This is a genomic window from Paenibacillus cisolokensis (assembly GCF_050481165.1).
Taxonomy (GTDB): Bacteria; Bacillota; Bacilli; order Paenibacillales; family Paenibacillaceae; genus Paenibacillus_AH; species Paenibacillus_AH cisolokensis.
The window spans coordinates 32,628-56,120 of sequence record NZ_JBCNFP010000143.1 but is presented as its reverse complement, the minus strand read 5'-3'; the positions used below and the strand labels follow the sequence as shown (position 1 = coordinate 56,120).

At 61.7% G+C, this 23,493-nt stretch carries 20 protein-coding genes and 1 pseudogene; 18 read left to right on the top strand and 3 right to left on the bottom strand.

From position 1 onward, the window contains the following. The first annotated feature begins 534 nt into the window (after positions 1-534). On the top strand, positions 535-1,098 hold the full coding sequence (locus ABEV74_RS20630) for an FAD-dependent oxidoreductase (protein WP_430149141.1): 564 nt from the start codon (positions 535-537) through the stop codon (positions 1,096-1,098). Positions 1,099-1,446: 348 nt separating this feature from the next. On the opposite strand, the gene chrA is transcribed toward ABEV74_RS20630, so the two are convergent. From chrA to chrS, 3 genes are read right to left on the bottom strand one after another with little or no spacing between them, the layout of a single operon-like run. Next, the gene (gene chrA / locus ABEV74_RS20625) at positions 1,447-1,989 is read right to left on the bottom strand and encodes a chromate efflux transporter ChrA (protein ID WP_213531294.1); all 543 of its coding nucleotides are present in this window, start codon (positions 1,987-1,989) and stop codon (positions 1,447-1,449) included. After that, complete coding sequence (gene chrB / locus ABEV74_RS20620; RefSeq protein WP_430149137.1) at positions 1,977-2,609, bottom strand: chromate efflux transporter ChrB; 633 nt, start codon at positions 2,607-2,609, stop codon at positions 1,977-1,979. Before chrB ends, chrA begins: the two co-directional genes overlap by 13 nt. Positions 2,610-2,611: 2 nt before the next feature. Next, complete coding sequence (gene chrS / locus ABEV74_RS20615) at positions 2,612-3,094, bottom strand: chromate efflux transcriptional regulator ChrS (protein ID WP_062495423.1); 483 nt, start codon at positions 3,092-3,094, stop codon at positions 2,612-2,614. A 217-nt stretch (positions 3,095-3,311) separates the two neighbouring features. On the opposite strand from chrS, the gene ggt reads away from it, so the two are divergent. The 17 genes and pseudogenes from ggt (at position 3,312) to ABEV74_RS20530 (ending at position 23,328) form a co-directional block, all read left to right on the top strand. Then, complete coding sequence (gene ggt / locus ABEV74_RS20610; protein WP_430149148.1) at positions 3,312-4,892, top strand: gamma-glutamyltransferase; 1,581 nt, start codon at positions 3,312-3,314, stop codon at positions 4,890-4,892. A gap of 303 nt (positions 4,893-5,195) precedes the next feature. Then, a complete protein-coding gene (locus ABEV74_RS20605; RefSeq protein WP_430149134.1) occupies positions 5,196-6,041 on the top strand; it encodes an ABC transporter ATP-binding protein in 846 nt (281 codons plus the stop codon). Between the two features lie 5 nt (positions 6,042-6,046). Further along, positions 6,047-6,928: an ABC transporter permease gene (locus tag ABEV74_RS20600; RefSeq protein ID WP_430149131.1), complete on the top strand. Its 882-nt coding sequence runs from the start codon at positions 6,047-6,049 to the stop codon at positions 6,926-6,928. An 88-nt stretch (positions 6,929-7,016) separates the two neighbouring features. After that, positions 7,017-8,033 (top strand): ABC transporter substrate-binding protein, encoded by a 1,017-nt coding sequence (locus ABEV74_RS20595; RefSeq protein WP_430149128.1) that lies wholly within the window; start codon positions 7,017-7,019, stop codon positions 8,031-8,033. A gap of 44 nt (positions 8,034-8,077) precedes the next feature. After that, positions 8,078-9,412 carry an FAD-binding oxidoreductase gene (locus ABEV74_RS20590; protein WP_213527009.1) on the top strand — a complete coding sequence of 445 codons (1,335 nt, stop codon included), beginning with the start codon at positions 8,078-8,080 and terminating at the stop codon, positions 9,410-9,412. After that, positions 9,409-11,199 carry a CocE/NonD family hydrolase gene (locus tag ABEV74_RS20585; RefSeq protein ID WP_430149124.1) on the top strand — a complete coding sequence of 597 codons (1,791 nt, stop codon included), beginning with the start codon at positions 9,409-9,411 and terminating at the stop codon, positions 11,197-11,199. Before ABEV74_RS20590 ends, ABEV74_RS20585 begins: the two co-directional genes overlap by 4 nt. 35 nt (positions 11,200-11,234) lie before the next feature. Further along, positions 11,235-12,017, top strand: coding sequence for a cysteine hydrolase family protein (locus ABEV74_RS20580; protein WP_062495413.1), 783 nt, complete (start codon positions 11,235-11,237; stop codon positions 12,015-12,017). After that, positions 12,014-12,445, top strand: coding sequence for a cupin domain-containing protein (locus ABEV74_RS20575; protein WP_430149121.1), 432 nt, complete (start codon positions 12,014-12,016; stop codon positions 12,443-12,445). The genes ABEV74_RS20580 and ABEV74_RS20575 overlap by 4 nt, the downstream gene beginning before the upstream one ends. After that, positions 12,442-13,764: an amidase family protein gene (locus ABEV74_RS20570; RefSeq protein ID WP_430149118.1), complete on the top strand. Its 1,323-nt coding sequence runs from the start codon at positions 12,442-12,444 to the stop codon at positions 13,762-13,764. Before ABEV74_RS20575 ends, ABEV74_RS20570 begins: the two co-directional genes overlap by 4 nt. Positions 13,765-13,944: 180 nt before the next feature. Further along, a complete protein-coding gene (locus ABEV74_RS20565; RefSeq protein ID WP_062495407.1) occupies positions 13,945-14,778 on the top strand; it encodes a creatininase family protein in 834 nt (277 codons plus the stop codon). 43 nt (positions 14,779-14,821) lie between these two features. Continuing rightward, positions 14,822-16,192 (top strand): amidohydrolase family protein, encoded by a 1,371-nt coding sequence (locus ABEV74_RS20560; RefSeq protein ID WP_430149115.1) that lies wholly within the window; start codon positions 14,822-14,824, stop codon positions 16,190-16,192. A 481-nt stretch (positions 16,193-16,673) separates the two neighbouring features. Beyond that, positions 16,674-17,666 carry a thiamine-phosphate kinase gene (gene thiL, locus ABEV74_RS20555; RefSeq protein WP_430149146.1) on the top strand — a complete coding sequence of 331 codons (993 nt, stop codon included), beginning with the start codon at positions 16,674-16,676 and terminating at the stop codon, positions 17,664-17,666. Positions 17,667-17,680: 14 nt separating this feature from the next. Continuing rightward, positions 17,681-18,205: a tRNA (adenosine(37)-N6)-threonylcarbamoyltransferase complex ATPase subunit type 1 TsaE gene (tsaE, locus tag ABEV74_RS20550; RefSeq protein WP_062495405.1), complete on the top strand. Its 525-nt coding sequence runs from the start codon at positions 17,681-17,683 to the stop codon at positions 18,203-18,205. Further along, positions 18,195-19,064 carry a tRNA (adenosine(37)-N6)-threonylcarbamoyltransferase complex dimerization subunit type 1 TsaB gene (tsaB, locus tag ABEV74_RS20545; protein WP_430149112.1) on the top strand — a complete coding sequence of 290 codons (870 nt, stop codon included), beginning with the start codon at positions 18,195-18,197 and terminating at the stop codon, positions 19,062-19,064. The genes tsaE and tsaB overlap by 11 nt, the downstream gene beginning before the upstream one ends. Next, on the top strand, positions 19,061-19,543 hold the full coding sequence (gene rimI / locus ABEV74_RS20540; RefSeq protein WP_430149109.1) for a ribosomal protein S18-alanine N-acetyltransferase: 483 nt from the start codon (positions 19,061-19,063) through the stop codon (positions 19,541-19,543). The genes tsaB and rimI overlap by 4 nt, the downstream gene beginning before the upstream one ends. After that, complete coding sequence (gene tsaD / locus ABEV74_RS20535; RefSeq protein ID WP_430149106.1) at positions 19,540-20,667, top strand: tRNA (adenosine(37)-N6)-threonylcarbamoyltransferase complex transferase subunit TsaD; 1,128 nt, start codon at positions 19,540-19,542, stop codon at positions 20,665-20,667. Before rimI ends, tsaD begins: the two co-directional genes overlap by 4 nt. Positions 20,668-21,749: 1,082 nt before the next feature. Next, positions 21,750-23,328 (top strand): annotated as a pseudogene (locus ABEV74_RS20530) (2-isopropylmalate synthase). The last annotated feature ends 165 nt before the right edge of the window (positions 23,329-23,493 follow it).

Below are 23,493 nucleotides of genomic sequence, written 5' to 3'. Positions count from 1 at the left end.
CGTTCCGTCTGAGGTGAGCGTTCTGTCTGAGAGTAGGGGTCTGTCTGAGAGTAGGGGTCCGTCTGAGAGTAGCGTTCCGTCTGAGAGTAGCGTTCCGTCTGAGGTGAGCGTTCTGTCTGAGAATAACGTTTCCGTCTGTGCGAACGAACCTGGGCTCATCCGCTCCGCTGAATGCCGAAGCGCTCGAACCGTTCATGCTTTGGTCGAATTCAATTTCGGCCGAATGTGCTGGATGAAGAAATGCTAACAACAACATCGTCGAACTCTGCTCCTGCCGCTAGGCGAGGGCTATTTGACGTTCACGGAACAGCGACAGAGCGGAGCAAGCGATGAAGAGGAAGAACGTGGAACTGCGAACGGAAGCAGCGGCGAAGGGGGGAGAACGTGGAACGTCGGAACGGAAGCAGCGGCGAAGGGGGGGACGATAGAGCAAGAAGCTTCTCCCTCACCGGTACCCTTGGCTTATATTGGATCAACTGTGTATAATGAACATGTTGCAATCAAATTCGGCATTTCCGAAAGGAGCGAAGCGGCATGTATGATGTGGCCATTATCGGAGCAGGACCTGCCGGCGCGAGCGCGGCATTGTTCACGGCCAAGGCGGGGAAGAAGACGCTTGTTTTGGACAACGATCAGAGTATCACGAGACGGGCATGGGTGGAAAACCACTACGGCGTACCGGAAATTAGCGGAACCGATCTGGTCGATGTCGGCAAGAAGCAGGCGGCCAAATTCGGCGCCGAACTGAAGTCGGCCAAAGCCGTCAAGCTGGAGCCGATCGACGGCGGCGTACGCGTCCACACCGAGGAAGGCGAGTCGTACGAAGCCCAGCATGCCATTATCGCGACCGGCGTGTTCGTCGATCTGGCGGAAGCGAGCGGGATTTCGTTGCGCCCCGGTACAGAACCTCGCATCAAGACGGTTATTCAATGCGACGAGAACGGCAGAACGAGCCTGGAGCGCGTATGGGTCGCCGGTACGGCCGCAGGCGTAAGCGTCCATACGATTGTTACGGCCGGCGACGGCGCGAAAGTTGCCATTAACGTCATCAGCGAACTGAACGGCGAACGGTATGTAGACCATGATGTGAAGAAGTAATAGAGGTTCCCGCTGCCGGCGGGCTCCAATGTCCCCTAGTCGATTGTGACGGCTTAGGGGACTGTTTTTTTGGGTGGAGCAAGCCGGAGCGTGGCCGATAAAGCCCCGCAGGTGTGCTTGTGGTCGCGGTGACAGGCCGGCGTGAGTCAATAGAGCCCCGCAGGTGCGCTATTGACCGCGTGAGCAGGTCAGCACACGACGTGAGCCCCGCAGATGTGCTATTGACCGCGTGAGCAGGTCGGCACACGGCGCTTGAGCTCCGCAGGTGCGCTATTGACCGCGTGAGCAGGCTGATGCTGCCTGCAGCTGCTTATTGCCGGCTTGCCGCGGCGTTCGGCCTGCCAGCTTTCACGCGAATCCGTGCGACAGCACCAGGGCACCGTAGACAAAAGCGCCGCAGATGACGATGGCGGGGTGAATGTTGCGCCGTTCCATCAGCCAATACGCAACGGCGGCAATCGCAAGCGACTGCCAAATGCCGATGGAGGCCGTGGAAGCCGACGCCATTTGCCATGTCAGCAGCGCCATCATGACAGCGATCGCGGGCTGGACGAGCAGCGTCATCCCTTTGACGACAGGCGAATGGCGGTGGTTCCGCAGCAGCTTCAGCAGCAGGACGAGGGCGGCGGCCGACGGGACGACGGTAGCCGCCAGCGCGACGCCCGCGCCGATCCAGCCGGCCGCATCGTAGCCGACGATGGCCGCGATTTTGGTGGCGATCGGACCGGGCAGCGTATTCCCGAGCGCGATCATATTGGAAAAGGCGGTATCGGTCGCCCATTGATGGCGCACGACGATCTCCTGATGCATGAGCGGAATGGACGCCGGCCCGCCTCCGTAGCCAAGCGCGTTCGACAGAAAAAAGCTGATCAGCAGCTCTAGCCACTCCATGTTTCATGCGCCTCCTGCCGTTTTTCTGCTCTTCGCCTGCTCCTTCTGTCCCGCAACAGGCCGATAATCCGAAAATGAAACGCCCCGTAAGCGAGGAAGATGGCGATGACGATGGCGGCATGGAGGCCGATCCATTGCAGCAGGACGAACGAGACGGCGAACAAGCCGATGCCGGCCGCTTTCCCCAGCCCCTTGACGGCCCGCTCGCCAAACTCGTAGGCCATCACGCCGAGCATGACGCAAATGACCGGTGTAACCGCGGCGATCATGCCCTGCACAATCGGTGACCGGCTGAGCCACTGAACGGCCGACATTAGCGCGATCATGGCGAAGGCCGAGGGCAAAATATGCGCGAGCACCGCAACGGCCGCGCCGCCGCTCCCTTTCAACCGGTATCCGAGATAAGCGGCCAGCTTGGTGGCGATCGGGCCCGGCAAGGCGTTCGCTATGGCGAGCAAATCGGCAAATTCCTCTTCATCCATCCAACGATAATGGTGAACCGCCTCGTATCGAATGAGCGGAATGATGGACGGCCCTCCTCCGTACCCGAGCACGCCGGTCTTGACCATGGCCCAGGACAGCTGCGCGTAGGGTCTGATCGGTCTGGATGATCCGGCCATCGCTACAGCCTCATGCCCATCCGGCTCTTGTACCGGTTAATGAGCAGCTGACAATCCACGCCCGTCACCCCTGGCAGCACGTACAGTTTGTCTTTCATAAACGTTTCCATCTCGCGCATGTTTTTGAACAACCCGTGCATATGCAGCTTGCTCGGTCCGCTCATATGGTAAAGGCTAGTCACGAAAGGCTCGTCCGCGAGCTTGGCCGCCACCTCGTACAGATGCTTCGGCTCCACGTCCACGTTGAAAAAAGCGGATACGGTGATCCCGATACGCTCGGGGTTGATCACCGCGGTGAAACGCTCAATGACGCCTTGCTCCATCAGCGAATTGATGCGCGCCTGAACGGCGACCCGTGACAGACCGATATCCTTGGCGAGATCGGTGTAAGAGATTCTGCCATTCTGGTTCAAAGCCTGAATAATTTTGCGGTCGATATCGTCAAGTTCTACTGGCGCCGCGTATTGGTCAGCAGCGGACTGCATCGGCAATCGGCTCCTTTCTCTGCTTAATCCGAATAGCACCGCGTATTCGAATTCACTATTTTATTTACCTTATGAAATCAATATATAGATATTTGTATTCACTTTCAATACAAAAAATAGATTTTTGGTTTCGAAATTATAATTGCAACATCGTCGGCCGGCATGCTATGGTAAAAAGAAACGTGTCCTAAAACCTAACATGTCTGGAGGGCGTATGATGAAGAAACCGGTCGTTGGAACGAAAACAATGGTTGTCAGCCCGCATTACCTGGCTTCGGCAGCAGGCGCCCGCATGCTGGAGAGAGGGGGCAACGCCTTCGATGCGGCGATCGCGGTAAGCTCGGTGCTGGCGGTCGTGTACCCGCATATGACCGGACTCGGAGGCGACGCTTTCTGGCTGTTGTACCGTCCCGAAGACGGGACGGCCAGAGCGTACAACGCGACCGGCAGATCCGGCCGCAAAGCGGAAATCGCGGCTTTCGCGGGCGAGGCCGCCATCCCGGTGCGCGGGGCGAGAAGCGCGATCACGGTTCCCGGCATGGCGGACGGCTGGTATGCCGTGCACCGGGAATACGGCCGGCTGCCGTTCGCCGAAGTGCTGGAGCCGGCCATCGGTTATGCCGCGGACGGATTCCCGATGTCGCCGGACCAATATGAGCATGCCCGGAAGCACGCGGCGATGCTGGCCGGCTGCACGACGACGGCGGCGATCTATCTCCCCGGCGGGCGCGCCGCCCGTCCCGGCGAACGGTTCGTTCAGCGCGATCTGGCGCGGACGCTGCGGCAAGTGGCGCAGCGAGGCCGGAGCGGCTTCTACGAAGGCGAAGTTGCCCTGGAAATTGCCGATTATTTGGCCGCGCACGGCGGATTGCTGACCGAAGAGGACTTTGCCGACCATCGGGGAGATTGGGTGGTGCCGATTACCGGTTCGTACCGGGGATACGAGATTTGTCAGCTGCCGCCCAACTCCCAGGGCTTCGCCGCCCTGATGGCTCTTCATATTTTGGATCGCTTCGATTTGAGGGCGGTCGAGCACGGCTCCTTCGACTATTATCATCTGCTCGTGGAAGCGATCAAGCTCAGCTTTCGCGACCGTAACGCCTGGCTGACCGATCCGGCGTTTCATTCCATTCCGCTTGATCGACTGCTCAGCGCCGAATATGCGGTGGAGCTTGCCGCTTCCATCCGGCCGGACCGGGCCTCCGAAGCGGCTGCGCAGCCGGCCGGCAGCGATACGGCGTATGCCGCCGTCGTCGATGCCGAGGGCAACGCCGTGTCGTTCATCCAAAGCCTCTATTTCGAATTCGGCTCCGGCGTTGTCGCCGGCAGTACGGGCGTGCTGCTGCAAAATCGCGGCTCGTTCTTCTCGCTCGATCCGGCGCATCCGAACTGCCTGATGCCGCGCAAGCGGACGTTCCATACCTTGATGCCGGCGATGGTGTTTCAGGACGGCAAACCGGCCTATCTGCTCGGCACGCAGGGCGGAGAAGGCCAGCCGCAAACGCAGCTTGCGCTGTTGACCCGGATGATCGATTACGGGATGGACCCGCAGCGGGCGATCGACGAGCCGCGTTTCGTCTGGGGAAGGACATGGGGGGAAGCGACGACCGAATTGAAGCTGGAGAACCGCATTTCCGAAGAGACGGCGCAGGCGCTGGCTGCGGCCGGGCACGACGTCCGGCGCGTCGCTGCCTATGACGGCATTGTCGGGCATGCCCATGCGATCGCCATTGACGAACACGGTTTTCGTATCGGAGGAACGGATCCGCGCTGCGACGGTGCGGCTATTGGCTGGTAAATCGAAAAGTAATAAAACATAACATGAACTTTCGAAAAAACCCGCATAGCGAGCGGGTTTTTTTATTGTCGCAAAAAAATATATGATTTAATGTAATATAACCTTACATAAACGTATTGACGGGTTTCTGTCGTCTCGTTATAATTGACGTAAATTACTTGACAAAACGAATATCAAAACCTATCAAAACAATCGATTTGAATGTTGCGATCCAATAATTTATTAGTTTTATCAATTTTCAGTTCGTTTCTTTCAACATGTAATATTTTATGACATAAATAGACGGAGTGGAGGTTGATCAGAATGAGTTTGCGCAGTTTGGACGAGAATGCGGCGGCAGCCGCCCGCTCCGCTGTCCCCGGCAGCGGCCGGCAACTGGTCGAGTTGAACAATGTCGACAAAATCTACCCGAACGGGACGATTGCCGTCCGGCAGGTGAATCTCGCGGTTTCCGAAGGCGAGTTTATCAGTTTCGTCGGCCCGTCGGGCTGCGGCAAATCCACCATTTTCAACATGATTGCCGGCTTGACCGACCATACGCGAGGGAGGCTGTCCGTCCTCGGGACGACGCCGAGAGATGCGCGCACCCATAACGAAATCGCCTTCGTCTTTCAGGAGCATACGCTGCTGCCGTGGACGAATCTGCTCGAGAACGTGACGCTTCCGCTGAAGCTGCGGGGCGTGCCCCGCAAAGCGCGGGAGGAGGAAGGGCGAAGGGCGCTTGAGCTGGTCGGGCTCGGCGACAGCGTCAAGTCGCTGCCCCGTCAGTTGTCGGGCGGCATGAAAATGAGGGTGTCGATCGCCAGGGCGCTCGTGTCGAGGCCGAAGCTGCTGCTTATGGACGAACCGTTCGGCGCGCTGGACGAAATTACGCGGCAGACGCTGCAGGACGAACTGCTGAACATCTGGCAGAACGACAAGCGGATGACCGTGCTGTTTATTACGCACAACGTGTTCGAAGCGGTTTTTCTTTCGACCCGTGTCGCCGTCATGACGCCAAGGCCCGGCAAGATCACCGAAATCGTCGATATTCCGCAGCCGTTCCCGCGCGAAGAAACGTTCCGCTCCGATCCGCAGTTCGGCGAGTACGTCCGGGCCGTGTCGGAGGCGATGAAATTCAAGCCGGCCGCAGCCGGGGAAAGGGAGTGAATCCGATGGCCAAACCGATGCCGCAAGAAGCGCTCACCCCGTCCGTACGCCGGGGGCTGAACGCGCCATCTGCAGGAGAGGGCGGCAAGAGCGGCGCTTTCGATCCGTTCCGGGAGAGGCTGCAAAAAATATTGCCGCCGCTTGCCGTGTTCGTCCTATTCGTCGGCGGCTGGGAGCTGCTGGTTCAGCTGCTCCGGATTCCGCCGTATCTTGTGCCGAAGCCGAGCGATATCGTCAAGGCCGCGTCGGACAACGCGAGCAATCTGCTGACGTCGGTCAGCACGACCGTCATGGAAGCGGTGGTCGGGTTTCTGGCCAGCGTTGTGATCGGTACACTGATGGCCATTCTGCTCGCGCTGTCCAAGACGATCGAGAAGAGCGTCTATCCTTACGCCATTATTTTGCAGACGATCCCGATCGTCGCCGTCGCGCCGATTATCGTCATCTGGTTCGGCGCCGGGCTCAATGCCATCGTAATCATTTCGTTCATCATCAGTTTTTTTCCGATTTTGTCCAATACGCTGATCGGACTCCATTCGACTGACCGCAATATGACCAATCTGTTCGATCTGTACAATGCGACGAAGCTGCAAACGATGTGGCGGCTGCGCATTCCGGCTGCTTTGCCTTATATCGTGGCCGGGTTGAAAATTTCCTGCTCGATGTCGGTAATCGGCGCTATCGTCGGCGAGTACATCGCCGGAATCGGCGGCGGCAAGGGCGGACTGGGCTATGCGATAACGGTGGCGACGAACAAGCTCCATACGCCGTATCTGTTTGCTTGCGGGTTATCCGCTTCGCTTGTCGGCATCTGCTTCTTTTTGCTCATCAACCGGTTATCCAGATGGCTGCTCAGTTCCTGGCACGAATCCGAAATGCGCCACTAGTTCCGAATCCTCGAAACGTTAATTTCCGAAACGTAGTTTTCAGAAGCGTTAATTCAATTAGAAGCGCTAATCATTAGGGGGAGTTATCATGCAAAAACAGACGATTCCGGATTGGCCGATTCGCCGGCTCGCCGTATTGATGTTCGCCATGACGCTTGTCGCAGCCTGCGGCAACGACGCCAAAGGCGGGGAAACAAGCGGGACGGGAAGCAGCGGGGCGGAAAAGGTGAAGGTGACGGCGGTGACGAACTGGTTCGCCCAGGCCGAGCACGGGGGGCTGTACGCTGCGCTTGAGAAAGGGTTCTATGAGGAGGCCGGGCTGGACATGACGATCGAGCCGGGCGGTCCGCAAGTGTCGTCCACGCAAATCGTAGCTTCCGGGAAAGCGCAGTTCGGCATGGGCCAGGCGGACCAAATTTTGCTCGCGCGCGAAAGCGGCATTCCGCTCGTTGTCATATTCGCTTCTTTCGAGACGAGTCCCCAGGGATTGATGGTGCATAAGGAAGAAAACATCGCGTCGCCGGCGGAACTGGAAGGCCGCAACGTTTATGTGGCGAGCGGGGCGAGCTACTGGGAATATTTGAAGAAGGCTTACAATCTGCAAGACGTTCAGGAGATGGCTTATACCGGTTCGCTGGCGCCGTTCCTCGCCGACGGCAAGGTTGCCATCCAGGGCTACGTCACGAGCGAGCCGTACGAGATGCGCGAGCAAAATGTGGACGTCGACTTCCTGCTGAACGCCGATTTCGGCTACAATCCGTACGCCAACGTGCTGTTTACGACTGAGAGCTACCTGAAGGAAAATCCCGAGATCGTAAAGGCGTTCGTCAACGCTACGGCCAAAGGATTCGACTATTTCAAGGAACATTACGAAGAGATCAATCCCGTCATTCAAAAGGAAAATCCGGATATGCCCCTTGAAAAGCTGAACTATGCGGCGGAGGCGATGATCCCGCTCGTATACGGCGAGGAAGCGCAGAAGAGCGGCGTCGGCCGGATGACGCAGGAGCGCTGGGATACGTTGGCGCAGCAAATGACGGAAGCGGGGCTGCTGAAAGAAAAGCCCGATGTGACCCAAGTGTTTACAAACGAATTTTTCGAATAAGGACCGTTGCTGGAACAAAAGGGGATTCCGAAGGAGGACGGACGATGGGAAACGACTGGAGAACGCGGATCAGGCAAGAGATCGACGAAGCGTGTTTGCTGTGGGACGAAACGTCGCGCGCCAAGCTTTCGACGGACTACCACCATTTTTCGCCGGTATTGGTCAAAGAGCTGCAGGGGAAGATGGCCGAATGCATCGTCAGCCCCCGGAACGAGAAGGAGCTTGAAACGATACTCGCGTTTGCGGCGGAGGAGAAGGTGCCGGTGACGGTGCGCGGGAACGGCACGGGCAATTACGGCCAGTGCGTGCCGCTCACAGGCGGCATTGTCGTTCACTTTGCCCGGATGAACCGGATCGCGGAGATCGGTGACGGCTATATGATCGCCGAGCCGGGCGCCCGCATGGGACGGATGGAGCAGGCGGCAAGGGCGAAGGGCCAGGAAATGCTCGCTATGCCTTCCACCTATCAATCCGCTACGATCGGCGGCTTTCTGAACGGCGGTTTCGGCGGCATCGGTTCGATTCGCTGGGGCACGATCTGGGACGGCATGGTCCAGTCGATGAAGCTGAAGACGATCGAATCCCCGCCGGCCACGCTGTATACGACCGGAAACGACATGCTTCCTTATCTCCATACGTACGGGACGGTGGGTGTCCTGGCGGAGGTGCGGGTCAAGCTGGCTCCCCGCGTGGAGTGGATGCAGCTGGCGGCGACGTTCGCAAGATGGCAGGATGCGGTGCGGTTCGCGCAAGATGTCGCGGCTGACGACGCCGTCGGCAAGCGGCTCGTATCGGCGCATGAATGGCCGATTCCGCGATATTTTCAGCCGCTGCGGCTGCCGGAAGGACGATCCGCCGTGCTGCTGGAGATCGACGAACGGCATGAAGCCGCCGTCCGATCCAAGTGCGCCGAATGGAACGGAAGCATCGAGTTGACCGTGCCTGCGGAGAAATATCACAAAGGAACGGGCGTCTCCGATTTTTCATGGAACCATACGACGCTGTGGGCGCGCAAGGCCGATCCGGACATGACGTATCTCCAGACGACGTACAGCTGGGATAAGCTGTTCGAGCAGATGGCGGCGCTGAAAGCCGAGTTTCCGGAATATATTAATCATCTCGAATTCAACCGGAGCGCCGGCCAGCTCCGCATCGCCGGATTGCCGCTGATGCGGTTCGAATCGGCCGACAGGCTGAACCGGATCATAGACCGCTGCCGGGAGCTCGGCGTGGCGGTCAGCAATCCGCATACGTGGGACCTGGAAGACGGAGGCCGTTCCTACGAGCATCACAAGCTGTGGGAGCTGAAGCGGCGGAATGACCCGCATCTGCTGCTTAATCCGATGAAGCTGAGACCGGCGGCGGGTCAGGCGCGATGAGCCGATTCGGCGGCGTCGTCGTACGGCGCGCGGTACCTTGCGTCATGCGGGATGGCGTCAAGCTGTACAGCGACATTTACATGCCGGACGAACGCGGTGAATTTCCCGTATTGCTGATGCGCCAGCCGTACGGCCGCACGATCGCTTCCACCGTCACGTACGCTCATCCGGTCTGGTACGCCCGCCACGGTTACATCGTCGTCATCCAGGACGTCCGGGGCCGAGGAGATTCCGAAGGCGAGTTTGCGCCATTCATCCAGGAAGGGGCCGACGGCTTCGATACCGTCGAATGGGCGGCGGCGCTGCCCCAATCGAACGGCCGCGTCGGCATGTACGGCTTCTCCTACCAGGGCATCACCCAATGGGCGGCGGCCGCGGAACGGCCTCCTTCGCTGAAGGCGATCGCCCCGGCGATGTGTCCGGCCGATCTGTATCACGGCACGTTCTATCCGCACGGCAGCTTCGCCATCGGCGACAAGCTGCCCTGGGCGTTCCAGCTCGCTCGCGACACGGCCAGAAGAGCGGGGGATGCCGAGGCGGCCGAACAGTGCACGCGGATGATGCGCCATCCGGACGACTGGCTGTTTCACGTACCGGTGACCGATCGGCATCCGCTGTTGGAACGCTATTTTCCAACCTACTACGAATGGTGCGAGCATACGGAATACGACGGTTACTGGCGGGAGCGAAACTGGCTGCCGCGGCTGGCGGAATGCCCGATTCCGGCTCTGCATATCGGCGGCTGGTACGATTCCTACCTGATGGGCACGCTCGGCTCGTTTGCGGCGCTGCAGGAAGCGCCCGGCCGGGAACGGACGATTCACCGCCTTATCGTCGGACCCTGGGGCCATATTCCTTGGGGCCGGATGGCCGGCGGAGCGGACCATGGACCGGCGGCGGACGGGGATATTCATATGGAGCAGCTGCGCTGGTTCGATTACTGGCTGAAAGGAAACGCCGACGCCGATCCTTCCGCCGAGCCGCCCGTCCGCTATTTCGAGCAGTACAGCAATTCGTGGCGGACGGCCCGGCGCTGGCCGGCAGCGTATGCGCCGGATACCGGGAAGAGCGGCTTCCGGCTTTATCTCTCGGGAACGCCGAAACCGGCGAACGGCGCGCTGGGCGGCGGCGTTCTGGCGCCGTCGCCCGGCCGGGAAGAGGAGGAGACGGCCGACGTATTCGTCTACGACGCCCGTCTGCCGATGCGGACGGACAATTGCCTCCCCTCCGACCGGAGCGCGATTCAGGACCGCTATGAAATTTTGGTGTATTCCGGAGAGCCGCTCGACCGTACCATTCATCTGTTCGGCTCACCGAAGCTGGTCGTCCGCTGCCAGACGATGGGCGGTCCGACCGATCTCGTCGCGACCTTGACAGTCGTCAAGCCGGACGGCAAGGCGCGGTTTCTGAGCGTCGGCCGAACGGAGATCGGCCGTCCGGCCGCTCAAGGAGCCGCCGCTGCCGGCGCGGCGGACGGAGACATGGCGGACGAAGCGGAGCCGGCGGCTGAGGCTTCGGCCGGCAGCGCTGGCGAGTGGGAACGGGCGGTGATCGATATGCGGCCGTTCGCGGCCGCGATCGAAGCGGGAGACGCGCTGCGGCTCGAGCTGACGGGGAGCGCCTTTCCGCTGTTCGCGCGGCATCCGAACGCCGGACCGGAGGGCCGGCATCGGGCGGGCGAGGAGAAGCTCGGCATCGTCGCCGTGGCCGTCTGCCGGGACAACGGCGGTGCGGCGTATGTCGAACTGCCTGTTGCGCCGCTTGATGACGATGCGGTCGGCGGGTAAAGCCGAGTATAACCGAAGAAAGGGTGAGCTTCCGGATGAAGAGACTGGGTCATGCCCGCAGCCATTGGCATGTTTCGCGGGAAGGAGTCGATTTGCGGCGAAGGCTGGAGCAGCCGGACACGGTCGCCATTCATGCGGAACCGCAGCAGCTTGTTTTCGACCTGAAGCGCACAGCGCTGATCGTCGTCGATATGCAGAACGATTTTTGTTCCCGGGGCGGTTGGGTCGACTATATCGGCGGCGATTGCGACACCCTGATGGCGCCCGTGGAGCCGCTCAACCGGCTGTTGCCCGCGCTGCGGGAACGGGACGTTCCCATCCTGTGGCTGAACTGGGGCAATCGCCCGGATCGTCTCAATTTGAGCCCGTCGGTGCTTCATGTGTACAACGGTGACGGGGAAGGGCGGGGCATCGGCGATCCGCTGCCGGACAACGGCTCGCGCGTGCTGGAGAAAGGCAGTTGGGGGGCGGCGATCGTTTCCGGACTGGATGCGTCGCCGGACGATATTTATGTCGACAAGTATCGGATGAGTGGATTTTGGGATACGCCGCTCGACAGCATTTTGCGCAATCTGTCCGTGCATACGGTGCTGCTGGCCGGCGTCAATCTCGACCAATGCGTCATGGCGACGCTGCAGGACGCTGTCAATTCGGGATATGACGCGGTGCTGCTCCGGGACTGCAGCGCCACCAATTCGCCGCCGTACTGTGCGGATGCGGCGATCTACAACATTAAGCAATGCTACGGCTTCGTCGCCGATTCGGCGGAACTGCTGCGGGCGATGAACGGCGGGCATGAAAGGGGAAGCGAGCGATGACGATTTCCGGACTTCATATGGCGGCCGGGCATATCGAGACTTGTCCGGTCTACAAAATCAAAAGTACCGATTCCAACAAATTCGTGCTGTTGACCGATCGGGAACTGACGCCGTTCGTATCCGTCGTCGAAATTTTCGACGAAGGCGGCCGCACGCCGCCGAACGAGCATGCCGAAGCGTACGAATATTTCTATGTGTTGAAGGGAGAGGGGTACGCGACGGTCGGCGATACGAGCATTCCGATCCGGCAAGGCTCGTTCTTCATCGTGCCGCCGGGCCGCACCCATGCGGTCGTCAATACGGGCGAAGGCAAGCTGTATGTGCTGACGACGATGGTGCCCGACGAGAAGTTTTCGGATCTGATCAAATCCGGTCCGCGGGCGGAGCTGGACGAGGAAGATCTGGCCGTGCTGGGGGCCCTTCGATGAACGACCGGTGGAATGCCTATGCCGCGGAGCGTATCGTGCTGGAACCGACGGCGGACGGGCCGCTTTCGGGACTGGAGTTTGCGGCGAAGGACGTTTTTCGGGTGGCCGGCCATATATCCGGCGCGGGCAACCCGGACTGGCTGCGCACGCATAGTCCGTCCGAACGGACGGCGGAGGCGATTTCCCGGCTGCTCGCACAGGGCGCCCGGCTTCGCGGCATGACGCACACGGATGAGATGATGTACAGCCTGAACGGTCAGAACGTGCATTACGGCACGCCGGTCAACCCGAATGCGCCGGACCGGATTCCGGGAGGGTCGTCCAGCGGCTCGGCCGTAGCGGTTGCCGCCGGATTGGCCGATTTTGCGCTCGGCACCGACACCGGCGGCTCGATCCGGGTGCCGGCCGCTTATTGCGGCGTGTACGGGATCAGGCCGACGCACGGACTGGTTCCGACCGCCGGCGTCATTCCGCTCGCGCCCAGCTTCGACACGGTCGGATGGCTGGCGCGGGACGCGCAATTGCTGCACGATGTCGGCGTCGCTTTGCTGAACAAAACGGGGAAACGGGCAGCAGATGCGGCAGGCGCAAAAAGAAACAGGGCGGAGGAGGCGGCTGATCGGGGGGGAGCCGTACGGAAGCCTCCTGCCGCCAGCCTGAAAACAGGCGCCGCGCAGCCGTTCAAGCGGATGCTGCTCGCGATTGAGGCGTGGGAGCTGGCCGAACCGCCGGTGCGGGTGAGGCTGGTTAAAGATGTCACTTCCATGGCCAAGACCTGTGTCGACAGCGACTGGGCCGTGATCGCTCCGGAAGGGCTGGCGGCCTGGATGCGGGCGTTTCGCATCGTTCAAGGGCTGGAAATATGGGATACGCACGGACCATGGATCGAACGCGCGCATCCCGTATTCGCCCCCGACATTGCGGAGCGGTTCGCATGGGCGAGCAAATTGAAACGAAAGGATAGCGGCGCGGAACTGAGATTATGGTTCGACGTTCGGGCGCGGCTTAGGGAGCAGCTTGGGGATGACGGTCTGCTCGTCATCCCGACGGTGCCCGGTCCCGCTCCGCAGCGGAACGTATCCGGGGCGGCGAACGAAGAACGACGCTCTCGCGCCATGCAGCTGACCTGTATTGCCGGACTGGCCGGTTTGCCCCAGGTGCATATTCCGACCGGCGCGGCGGACGGCGCGCCGATCGGCCTTTCGGTCATCGCCGGACCGGGACGGGATTTGCAATTGCTGTCCTGGGTCGCGGAATGGGCGAAGCAGCGGCCGACCGGTATTCGGCAAGCGGCGTGGGGGGCCGCGGCGGAACGGTGATATCACGCGGCCTCGTTGCCTGAAAGCCGGCAGAGCGCCTGCTGCTTTCGCTTTCGCCGCGAAACGGCGAAGCCGCAGACGCTTGCAGGAGCGGGAAACCGGCAGCTTGACGTAGATGCGCAGGCGTGTCGGCGCGTCGGCGTATAGGAAGGCGCATATGAATATAGAGGAGGGAGCCTGATGTTTACAAGGTATGAGGGCGTTGCCTGGGAAGAACGTTTCCTGCCGCGGTTGACACGAAAGCAGGTGAAGGAATTGCCGAAGGAACATGCGCTCGTCATACTGCCTATCGGGGCAGTCGAGCAGCACGGCGATCATTTGCCGGTTATGACGGATGCGCTGATCGGCGAAGCGACCTTGACGGATGCGCTGGAGAAAATCGATCCGGCCGAGCAGATCTGGCTTATTCCGCCGATCGCCTACGGGAAAAGCAATGAGCATCTCGGCATTCCGGGCACGATATCGCTTTCGGCGTCCACGCTTGCCGGCATCGTCTCGGATATCGCCTACAGCCTGAAGGCCAGCGGGTTTCGCCGGTTGCTGCTGTTCAATACGCATGGCGGCAATACCGATCTGCTGAACGTGGTGGCGCGGGAAATTCGCATTGCGACCGGGATGATGGTGTTTTCCCTGTCTCCTGCAAGCCTGGGCGTCGCCGCCGATCTGCTGCCGCCGGAGGAGCTGGAATTCGGCATTCACGGCGGCGATTACGAAACGTCGATCGTCATGTATCTGAAGCCGGGCTGGGTGCAGGAGCACTGCCGCGTGCGCGAAATGCCGGCGATGAACCGGTACCGTTTTTTGACGCTCGAAAAAGCGATCCGGTTTGCCTGGAAAATGGAGGATGTGTCCCGCAGCGGCATTCTCGGGGATGCGACCCGGGCGACGGCCGAAAAAGGGCGCATCATTCAGGAGCGCGCGTCCGATCTGATGGCCAAGGCGTTCGTCGAAATTAGCAGGTTCGAAATCAAGCAGCTGCTCGAGGAAACGTCGGCGGGAGCGGCAATGGGATAATCGCGGATCGATTCGGTTTCAGGAAGAAAGGAGGCGGCAGCGAATGGCGAAAGCAGGCGCCGGCGGCGCTGTTCTGGAAATCATCAATGCCCGCCTGCCGCTAGCCGATGAGCGGCATTATTATACGCTTCGTGCGGAGAACGGCGTCTGGACGGCGATCGGGCGCCAGAGCGGGCGGCTGGAGCCGGGCGGTTATCTTTCCCTCGACATGCCGGAGGGGGCGTACGCGAAACGGCTCGATGCCGAAGGCAAGCTTGTCTTGCCCGGGTTGGTCGACGCCCATATGCATCTCGACAAGGCGTTTTCCCTGCCTTGGGCGGCCAACCGGTCGGGAACGCTCGCCGAAGCGATCGCCAGCTATTCGCGCCAGGCGCCCTTATTTGCCAAGGATGAAATCAAGGCGCGCATGACAAGGATGGCGCTGCAAGCCGTTTCCTACGGCACGACGGCCATCCGGACCCATATTGACGTGCATGCGGAAGCGGGCGCGCAAGTGGCGCTGCGATCGGTGGAAGCCGCGCTGGAAGTGAAGGAGAAGCTGGCGCCTTGGGTCCGGGTGCAAATATTCCCGATGGCGCCTTATCGCGCGCAGCCCGGCTTCGGCATGGAGCTGATCGGGGAGATGCTGGCGATGGGCGTCGACGGGATCGGCGGCGCGCCTCATCTGGCTGACGAGCCGGAAGCGCACATTGACCGGATATTCGAACTGGCGGACCGTTACGGCTGTCCGGTCGATCTGCACGTCGACGAAAGCGACGATCCGGCGATGAGGACGTGCGTCTATATCGCGGAGCGGACAGCCGCATACGGAATGGGCGGCCGTGTCGTCGCCGGCCATCTCTGCTCGCTTTCGGCCATGAATCCGGAGGACGCGGCATACGCGATCGGACGGCTGGCGGAGGCGGGGGTCGCCGCCGTCACGCTCCCCGCGGCCAATCTGTATTTGCAGGGGCGGGCCGACCGTCGGGCGGTGCGGCGCGGCGTGACGCGGGTGAAGGAGCTGGCGGCGGCGGGCGTGCCGGTCGCGGCGGCTTCGGACAACGTGCACGATCCGTTTCATCCGTTCGGCCGCGGCGATCTGCTGCAGATCGCGCTCATTGCGGCCTATGCCGCTCATATGGGGGCCCCGTCGGATTTGCGGCAACTGCTGCGGATGATCACGGAAATCCCGGCCGGCATCATCGGGATTTCCGGTTACGGCATCAAGGCCGGCTGCGAGGCGGACTTCGTCGTCATAGACGCCCGCTCGCCGGAGGAGCTGTTTGCCATGCAGCCGGAGCGGCGCTGGGTTTACCGTGCCGGCAGCTGTCTGGCAGCCGCCGCTCCGCCGGCTGCATGGGCCGATCCGGCGCTCGCGGATGAGTGGGCGGCCGCGCGGAACGTCGGCTTCGCCGGGGTGTTAGCGGAACGGTAATGTCACAATGCTGAAACGTCGCAATGCTGCAACGCCGCAATGTCGCAGTGTTGCAGCGCCGCAATGCTATAACGTCGCAACACCACAATACTGCAAAACCGCAAAACTTCATCGCGCAATGCGCAACGCCGATACAGCCGGTACGTGGGCGGGCTTCGCCGTTCGCGTCCGAGCACCCCGCGGGGCGGGCCTCGCCGTTCTCGTTCGAGCGGTACACGGGCAGGGGCGACTCTGCGGTAACAAGCGTCCAGGCAGAGGGCAGTGCCGCCGTTTCGCGCGAATGGGCGAAGAACGGGCGTTAAGGGCGGTCAGGGCATCGTCCGGCAAACTCCAGGGACATCCGACAGACGGGTGTCCCTGTTTGTTGCGGACGGAAGTGGGGACCGATATAATAAAGGTCAATAACGCAACACCGGGAGGCGAAAAAGTGGACGAATTCGCGCGCATCCGGCACTGGACGCACGGGCGCCAGAGCGCGGACATGCAGCGCCGGCAAGGCGTCGTGCTGGGCATCGGTGACGACGCCGCCGTCGTGGAGCCGCCGGCGGATGAAACGGAGCCGCTGCAATGGGTGCTCGCGGTCGACACGATGGTGGAGACCGTTCACTTCGCCGACGCGACGATGTCGGAAGAGGATGTCGGCTACAAGGCGCTCGCCGCGAATGTGAGCGACATCGCGGCGATGGGCGGAGTGCCGCGGCATGCGCTCGTCTCTGTCAGCGTGCCGCCTTCGTACGGGGCGGACCGCATGCGCCGCCTGTACGACGGGCTGTACGCGTGTGCCGACCGTTACGGCGTCGCGGTCATCGGCGGCGACACGACGTCGTCGCCGCAGCATCTTGTCATCGCCGTGACGGTGATCGGCACCGTCGCGGCGGGACGGGCGCTTCGCCGCTCAGGTGCGCAGCCTGGCGACGCCGTATTTGTGACCGGCCCGGTCGGCCTGTCGGCTGCCGGGCTGCATTGGCTGCTCGCGCGGCAGAATGAGCCGCTCGCGCAGCCGCCGCCGGAGGCGGCCGCGCTGGTGCGGGCGCATCGCCGCCCCGCGCCTTCGGTGCGCGCCGGGCAGCTGCTGGCGGCGCGCGGCACGTGCCGGTCGCTGAACGATGTCAGCGACGGGCTCGCGAGCGAGGCGTGGGAGATCGCCGAAGCGTCGGGCGTGCGCCTCGTGCTGCGCGAGGCGCTGCTGCCGCGCAGCGGCAGTCTGGCCGCCTACGCATCGCGCGCGGGCGTCGACCCGCTGGAGTGGATGCTGTACGGCGGCGAAGATTATGTGCTGGTCGGCACGCTGGCCGCGGACGATGCGGAGGCTGCAAAGGCGGCTTTCGCCGCGGAAGGGCTGCCTTTTTACGTGATCGGGGAGACGGAAGCGGGCGATCCCGGCGTCGAGCTCGTCGTCCGTTCGGAGCGGCGGGGCGCGGAGGAGCGCAGAGTGCCGCTGGCGAAGCGGGGCTACAATCATTTTGGCGGATAAGTGGTGAATAACGGATGGACAACAGCGGACAAGCCGGAAGCGGACGGCCGGATCGGGCGAGCGCAGTATGGGAGGCCCGGAACGAACGGGACACGGCCGAGCTGGCGCGCCGCCTTGCCGGTCTGGCCCGGCCCGGTACGGTGCTCGCGCTGGACGGCGATCTGGGCGCGGGCAAGACGAGATTTTCGCAAGCGTTCGCGGAGGCGCTGGGCGTGAAGGACGTCGTGAACAGTCCGACGTTTACGATCATTAAGGAATATGAGGGCGAGCGGATGCCCTTCTACCATATGGATGTATACCGGCTATCTCCGGAAGAGGCGGAAGAGCTCGGGCTGGACGACTATTTTTTCGGCGACGGCGCGACGATCGTCGAATGGGCGTCCCTCATCCGGGAGCTGCTCCCGGACGAGCGCCTGGAGATTGAGATCGAGCATGCGGGAGACGATGCCCGGCGCATCGTTTTGACGGGGATCGGTCAGCCGTACGCCTCGTGGTGCGCAACAATCGGACAGATAGGAGACGACAAACATGAACGATAAGGAGCGGAAGCGGGAGAAGATGGATAATCCCGTTGTCTTGGCGCTGGATACGTCGACCGCTTCGCTGGCTGCCGCAGTGGTCCGGGGGACGGAGGTGCTCGGCGAGATCGGCTCGGTTGCGGAGCGGAATCATTCGGTACTGGTCGTGCCGAAGCTGCAGGAGCTGCTTCGTTCGTGCGGTTTGACGGGCCGGCAGGTGGATGGCATCGCGGCCGGCCGCGGACCGGGGTCGTACACCGGCATGCGGATCGGCGTTACGGTCGCCAAGACGCTCGCCTGGGCATGGGGCAAGCCGCTCGTCGGCGTCTCCAGTCTGGAAGGGCTCGCTTACGGCGCGTTTCATCGGGGGATGGAGCAGCAGGCCGGGACGGCGGATAGAGCCGGAGCCGCTGCGGCAGATGCCGGCGCAGACGACGGCACGACCTGGATTGTGCCGATTATGGATGCGCGGCGGGGACAGGTTTATACGGGTGCCTTCGCCGCCGGCGATTCCGGAGCGAAATGGGAGCGGCTTGCGGATGACGGCATCCGGATGATGGATCGCTGGATGAGCGAGCTGCTGCAGCGGCTTGAAGCCGAGCGGCACCGCCGCGTCCGGAACTTGTGGATCGCCGGCGACCTGACGCAGCACGAAGCGGCGGCCGGCCGGCTGGGAGAAGATGTTGCCGCCGCGTTCGGCGATGACGCGCCGCAAGTGCGGCTGCTCACCTATTATATGGAGGGCCGCTGGATCGGGCGGCTGGGCGGATACCGGCTTGCGGCCGGCGAATCGGACGATGTCCATGCGCTGGTGCCGAACTATACCCAGCTGGCCGAAGCGGAAGCGAAGCTGCTCGCCAGGGAGGAGGCCAACCGGTGAAGTCGGATCATGAACTGGAATTCCGTCCGCTGCGGCTTGAGGATATTCCGGCGGTCGTAGCCATCGAACAGGAGGCGTTCACGAGTCCCTGGACGGCCGAAGCGTTCGAGAACGAGCTGCGCAACAATCATTTTGCCCGCTACTTGGCCATGTGGCACCGGGGAGAACTGATCGGATACGGGGGCATGTGGACGCTTATCGACGAAGCGCATGTCACCAATATCGCGGTGCGGGCCGATTACAGGGGACAAGGATTCGGCAAGCAGCTGATGCGGGAACTGCAGCAGCTGGCCGTTCGGAACGGCATGGAGCGGATAACGCTCGAGGTGCGGGTTTCGAACGAGCGGGCGCAGCGGCTGTACCGCCAATTCGGCTTCGAGCCGGCCGGCCTGCGTCCCGGTTATTATACCGACAACAAGGAAGACGCTTTGATCATGTGGGCGGAATTAGGGAATATGAAGGCTGGTGAGCGATCATGACGAAATGCGGGCAGCCCGATCCGACGCGCGCTGCTTCTGCCGCGGAGACCGCGGCGGTCGGAGGCGAAACGGCGGCCGCCGGGGACAGCGTCATCCTTGCGGTGGAGACCAGCTGTGACGAAACGTCCGTCGCCATCGTGAAGAATGGCCGTCAAATTCTGGCCAATCTTGTGTCGAGCCAGATTGATACGCATCGCAAATTCGGCGGCGTCGTGCCGGAAATCGCCTCACGCAAGCATGTGGAGTCCATTACGATGCTGATGGAGGAGGCGGTGCGGTCGGCGGGGCTAAGTTTGCAGGACATTACCGCGGTCGCGGTCACGCAGGGTCCCGGACTTGTCGGTTCCCTGCTCGTCGGCGTCGTCGCCGCGAAAAGTTTGGCGCTGGCGCTGGACGTTCCGCTCATCGGCACCCATCATATCGCCGGGCATATTTATGCGAACCGGCTCGTGGAGGAAATGGTCTATCCCGCTATGGCGCTGGTCGTATCCGGCGGCCATACGGAACTGGTGCTGCTGGAGCGGGAAGGCGTGTTCCGCGTGATCGGCCGCACCCGGGACGACGCCGTCGGGGAGGCTTACGACAAGGTCGCCCGGGCTCTGCAATTTCCGTATCCCGGAGGGCCGCATATCGACCGTCTGGCGCAGGAGGCCGATGAGGCGATCGAGCTCCCGCGCGCCTGGCTCGAGCCGGATTCGTACGATTTCAGCTTCAGCGGCTTGAAATCCGCTGTTCTGGCGGCGATCAACCAGGCGAAGATGCGCGGCGAAGCGCCGATGCGGGCCGCGCTCGCCCGCGGTTTTCAGGAGTCGGTCATCGACGTGCTGACGACGAAGGCGCTGCGGGCGGCCGGCGAATACGGCGCCAGACAGTTGCTGTTGTGCGGCGGCGTCGCCGCCAATGCCGGCCTTCGCGCCGCCCTGGCGGAGCGGTGCGCCGAGGCCGGCCTGCCGCTGCTCGTTCCGCCGCTGTCGCTATGCACGGACAACGCGGCGATGATCGCCGCCGCGGCCGAGCTGAAGTGGCGGCGGGCGGAGTGGACGCCGCTCGATATGAAGGCGGATCCGTTGCTTTCGCTGGAGGCGTGGTCGGTGAAGGATGAGGCTGCGGCAGCGAAACGGTAAATCGCGGCGCCTTTTCGAATTTGGGTTTGACAGTTCGCATGCGGATGACTATAATAGTCACCAATACTTCTTTATCCATACCTTGCAAACGCAATGATCGGGAACAGTAAGGCCCAGCCGGGAAAGAAGCGGCCGTCATCCTGGGGATGAGGCGGCTTTGGCAAGAGAACTGCGGGACGGTGCGACGCAGTCGAAGGCAGCCTGAAGCTCGCCCGTGAGCGGAACGGTGGAACTTGACGGCGCGATGTTATGCGGCCGGTAAGATGTACATCGTTACGGCTGACCCCCGTCATCGGGTGCGCTGGCGTCCTGTCCGGACAGGTCGCTGGCGGCAGAGTGGGCGCAGCATCCTTATAAGGGGGGCTGGCGTCAACAAGGGTGGTACCGCGCGGGCCTGTTTACAGCCTGTCGTCTCTTGAATACAAGAGGCGGCGGGCTGTTTTTAGTTGGCGGGAAGAGGCAGGTTGGACAGTATGCCACCGGAAAATTTCCGGGCGGGCGCAGTTAAGACGGAACAGTGCGTAAGTGAAAGGTAAATGACATTCATTTCATATCGGAAACGCTGTGAACAGGAGCAGTAGGGCAAAGTGGCGGAACATGTGATGACGCTGCGGAACGGAACGTCCGCGTTGGTTGTCGCGACAGAGAGCTGCGGGATGGTGCGACGCAGCCGAAGCCGCGGTCCGAACTCGCCTGGGAGCGGAATGGCGGAAGCAGCGGGCGGCAGCCGGCGATCGGCGCTGCACCCGAGTACGCCGTTACGGTTAACCCCCGTGATCGGGTGCCGTTCGGGCAAAGGCGCATTTTAAGCGGAAAACGGTCGGGAATCCATTGATCTGACGAGGTTCGGATCGATCGGACCGGTTTTCGGTGATTGAAGCGTGTTTGTCTGGCGGAGAAAGCGGTTCGAGCCGATGCTTCGAGGCTGCCTTGCAGCGGACTCAGGCATCGTGATCGAACAAGTAGAGTGGTACCGCGGCCGGTTGCAAGCCTGTCGTCTCTTCGGAAGAAGGGATGGCAGGCTTTTTTTCGTGGCGGTCTTGCGGCTGCCTTCAGTCTATTCATTCAGGAGGGATATGATCATGAACGAAAAACAGGAGTATACTCGAGTACAAATATTCGATACGACGCTGCGGGACGGTGAGCAGTCACCAGGTGCTGCGATTGAGCCCGAGCGGAAAATCGTCATCGCAAGGCAACTGGCCAAACTGGGCGTCGACGTGATTGAACCGGGCTTTCCGGTCTCAAGCCCCGGCGAATTCGCCGCGGTGCAGCAAATTTCGCGCGAGCTTCAGGGCGTGGAAATCGCCGGCTTCGCCCGCGCCGTCAAGGGCGATATCGACGCGGCGGTGCGCGCGACGCAGGATGCGGGCAAACGTCGTCTGCATCTGTTTATCTCCTCGTCGGATATCCATCTGAATTACCAGCTGCGCAAATCCCGCGAGGAGGTCGTGCGCCAGGCGCGCGAGATGGTCGCTTACGGCAAGCAGTTCGTGGACGAAATTGAATTTTCGGCAATGGATGCGACCCGTTCGGGGCGCGAATTCGTAATCGAACTGGTGGAAGCCGTCATTGCCGAAGGGGCCACGATCATCAATTTGCCGGACACGCTCGGTTATGCGCTGCCAGGGGAAATAACCGAACTGTTCCAGACGGTGCGCAAGGAAGCGCGGGGCGGAAACACGGTGCGTTACAGCGCGCATTGCCATAACGGACCTGGGGCTGGCGGTCGCCAACAGTCTGGCGGCCATCGGAGCCGGGGCGACGCAAATCGAAGTGACGGTCAACGGGATCGGCGAGCGCGCCGGCAACTGTTCGCTCGAGGAGCTCGTGATGGCGATCGAAACCCGGAAGGAGGCGCTGCGGGCGGAGACCGGCATCAACATCGGCGAAATTTATGAAACGTCCCGCCTTGTCAGCCGGTCGATGCATTTTCCGATCGCATTCAACAAGCCGATCGTCGGCAGGAACGCTTTCCAGCACGAATCGGGCATTCACCAGGATGGCTTGCTCAAAAACCGCAGCACCTATGAAATTATGGACCCGGAAGCGATGGGCATTCCGCGCAGCATGATCGTGCTCGGCAAACATTCGGGACGCCATGCGATCCGGCATCGGCTGGCCGAATTCGGCATTGAAGTGACCGACGAGCAAATGCAGGACATTTACGACCGTTTCAAAGCGAAAGCGGATGAGCAGAAGATCGTGACCGACGATCAGCTGATCCGCATTGCGGGGGAAACGACCCGGACGCAGCCTGATCCGTATGTACTGGTCGATCTTCAGGTGCTGGCCGGTTCGCAGAAATCCCGGATCGCCTCGGTGACCGTCCGCGGCAGCGCAGACGGACAAGAGCGGACCTATACCGGAGCGGGGACGGGACCGCTCGAGGCGGTCATCCAATGCATCCGGCAGGCGATTCCGGCGGCGGCGGAGTTCGAAGATCTGGAGCTTCACTCGCTGTCTACAGGCGAGGATGCGCATGGCGAAGCGGCCGTATCGATCGTGTACCAAGGCGAACGGTACCGCGGCACGGCCATTCACCAGGATATTGTGCTGGCCGCTGCGCAGGCTTATGTGGCGGCCTGCAACCAGGCGCTGATGAGCGCCGGACGTCGTCAGGCAGCCGGATACGGGGCGCGTCAAGCGGAAGCGAAGTGACTCCTGCAGCAGGTTATCCACAAACCGTGGTCTTACGTGGATAACTGCTGCGAAAGCCTGCCAGCATTGAATTCGGGCTGTGGAGAAAATGGGTGCTGTTTTTTCACAGGATAATTGTGGATAATGTGGATAATGGGGACCGAAAAGGCCGCTTTTCGGTCCTTA